Source organism: Elstera litoralis, from assembly GCF_000963705.1.
GTDB lineage: Bacteria > Pseudomonadota > Alphaproteobacteria > Elsterales > Elsteraceae > Elstera > Elstera litoralis.
This window is the reverse complement of sequence record NZ_LAJY01000237.1, coordinates 1-2,378: the sequence shown is the minus strand read 5'-3', so window position 1 is coordinate 2,378 and position 2,378 is coordinate 1. Positions and strand designations below refer to the sequence as shown.

At 60.3% G+C, this 2,378-nt stretch carries 2 protein-coding genes and 1 pseudogene; 2 read left to right on the top strand and 1 reads right to left on the bottom strand.

Going from position 1 to position 2,378, the window contains the following annotated elements:
* The first annotated feature begins 342 nt into the window (after positions 1-342).
* Both metX and metW read left to right on the top strand, forming a co-directional pair.
* Positions 343-1,490: pseudogene (gene metX, locus VZ95_RS10065) on the top strand (homoserine O-acetyltransferase MetX).
* Positions 1,487-2,086, top strand: coding sequence for a methionine biosynthesis protein MetW (gene metW / locus VZ95_RS10060; RefSeq protein ID WP_045775725.1), 600 nt, complete (start codon positions 1,487-1,489; stop codon positions 2,084-2,086). The pseudogene metX and the gene metW overlap by 4 nt, the downstream one beginning before the upstream one ends.
* Here the strand turns inward: metW and VZ95_RS10055 are convergent.
* Entirely contained in the window at positions 2,083-2,328 is a 246-nt protein-coding gene (locus VZ95_RS10055; RefSeq protein ID WP_045775724.1) for a hypothetical protein, read from the bottom strand. The two genes, metW and VZ95_RS10055, sit on opposite strands and share 4 nt — an antisense overlap.
* Positions 2,329-2,378 lie beyond the last annotated feature (50 nt).

The window sequence follows — 2,378 nt, the reverse complement described above, 5'->3', positions numbered from 1 at the left end:
GGCAGATTTTGCGTTATATGCCAGGGAAGGCGATCCGCTATCTGCGGCATCTCCATTAAAGCGGCAGGCCCTAAAATATCGGTAAGGTTGAAGCGATCCAAAAGCGGCAATCCCGTAACACAAGCGGCTTGAGCTAATATACAGGTTAATGCATTGATTTAGAATAAATTTCTCCGATCCGTTACGATAAGATCAATCGATTGATCTTATTTCTACAACCCTCTCCCTATCAAAACAACCATTGACGCCCCGCCCCGCTTTCGCGTCCTATGCGGGCTTGGTTCCGAGTAATCGGACGGTGCTGCCTCAGCGCCGATCCTTTGGGAGTGGCAACCGCCCGTTATGACTACCGCCCCTCTTTCCCCCGCGCCCGCCGCCACCCGGCAGGTGATTAAGTTCGATGCGCCCTTGCCGCTCGATAGCGGCCAGAGCCTTGCGCCCTTCAGCCTCGCCGTCACCACTTACGGCACGCTGAATGCCGAGCGCAGCAACGCGATTCTCATCTGCCACGCGCTCACCGGCGATCAGTATGTCGCCGAAAAGCACCCGATTACCGGGCGCGAAGGCTGGTGGAACCTGTTGATCGGCCCCGGCAAGGTGATCGACCCGGCTAAATATTTCATCATCTGCTCGAATGTGCTGGGCGGCTGCATGGGCTCGACCGGGCCGCTGGAGATTGATCCCGCGACCGGCAAACCCTATGCGATCCATTTCCCCGTCATCACCATCAACGATATGGTGCGCGCCCAGGCGCGGCTAATCGATCATTTCGGTATCGATACGCTGTTTGCTGTCGTCGGCGGGTCGATGGGTGGGATGCAAGTATTGTCCTGGGCGGCCCATTATCCCGAACGCGTGTTCGCAGCATTGCCCATCGCCACCTCCTACCGGCATTCGGCGCAGAATATTGCCTTTCACGAGGTCGGGCGTCAGGCGATCATGGCCGATCCCGACTGGCGCAATGGCGACTACCCCGACGCGGGTTGCGTGCCCGCGCGCGGCCTGTCGGTCGCGCGCATGGCGGCCCATATCACCTATCTGTCGGAACCGGCGCTGCACCGGAAGTTTGGCCGCTCCTTGCAAGATCGGTCCGCCGTCACCTTCGGGTTCGATGCCGACTTCCAGGTAGAAAGCTATTTGCGCTACCAGGCGCGGCCTTCGTGGATCGGTTCGACGCCAATTCCTACCTCTATATCACGCGCGCGATGGATTATTTCGATCTCGCCGCCGAGTTCGGCTCGCTGCCAAAAGCCTTTGCGGGCAGTAAGACGCGCTTCTGCGTGCTCTCCTTCTCCTCCGACTGGCTGTTCCCCACCTCGGAAAGCCGGGCGTTGGTGCATGCTTTGAACGCGGTCGCCGCCAATGTCTCCTTCTGCGAAATCGAGACCGACCGGGGGCACGACGCCTTCTTGCTCGACGAGCCGGAGATGTTCGCGGTGTTGGGCGGCTTCATCCAAGGTTGCGCCCGCCTGCGGGGGCTGAGCCAATGATCCGCCGCGACCTGCTGGCCATTGCCGAGATGATCGACCCCGGCACGCGCGTGCTCGATATTGGCTGCGACGATGGCGCGTTGCTCGATTACCTCGCCCGCACCAAACAGGTGGACGGGCGCGGCATCGAACTGTCGCAAGCCGGGGTGAATGGCTGCGTCGCGCGTGGCCTGTCGGTCATCCAGGGCGATGCGGATACGGATCTGCGCGATTATCCGGCGGGGAGCTTCGATTACGCCATTCTCAGCCAAACGCTGCAAGCCACCCGCGCGCCGCGAACGGTGCTGTCGCATCTGGCGCGGATCGGGCGGCGGGTGATCGTCTCCTTCCCCAACTTCGGCCATTGGCGCGTGCGCTGGGCCTTGATGGCGGGCGGGCATATGCCGAATACGCCCGACCTACCCTATGCCTGGTACGATACGCCCAATATTCACCTCTGCACGGTGCAGGATTTCAAAACCCTCGCCGCCGATCTGGATTTGAAAATCGAACGGCTGCGGGCGCTGACCTCGGCAGGCGACCCGATCCCCGCCTGGGCGGCGCGGTTCCCGAACCTGCTCGCGCCGCAAGTGGTGTGTTTGCTGAAGGGGCGTTAGGCGTCGGTAATCTCAAGACGCTTTTCGATGCGGGCGAGGCGCTCGCTGAAACGGTCGAAGCGGGCCTCAAGATGCGCCACCCCCTCAGCGTCGTTGGTTTGCTCACGGCGCATCGTTATCAGGGAATTTTCCACCCGATTCAGCCGAGCTTTTACATCCTGCAAATCGTCCTTGATCGCATCGACCTTGGTATCGAGACGACGTAGATAAACGAGAACAAGATTTTCGGCTTCATCAGACATGGCATCCTCCGCACATCTGTTAAGCATACCTAATTAGGCTCCACCTGCCT

Coding starts and splice junctions, on each gene's coding strand:
- metW (WP_045775725.1), top strand. CDS start 1,487: ATGATCCGCCGCGACCTGCTGGCCATTGCCGAGATGATCGACCCCGGC.
- VZ95_RS10055 (WP_045775724.1), bottom strand. CDS start 2,328: ATGTCTGATGAAGCCGAAAATCTTGTTCTCGTTTATCTACGTCGTCTC.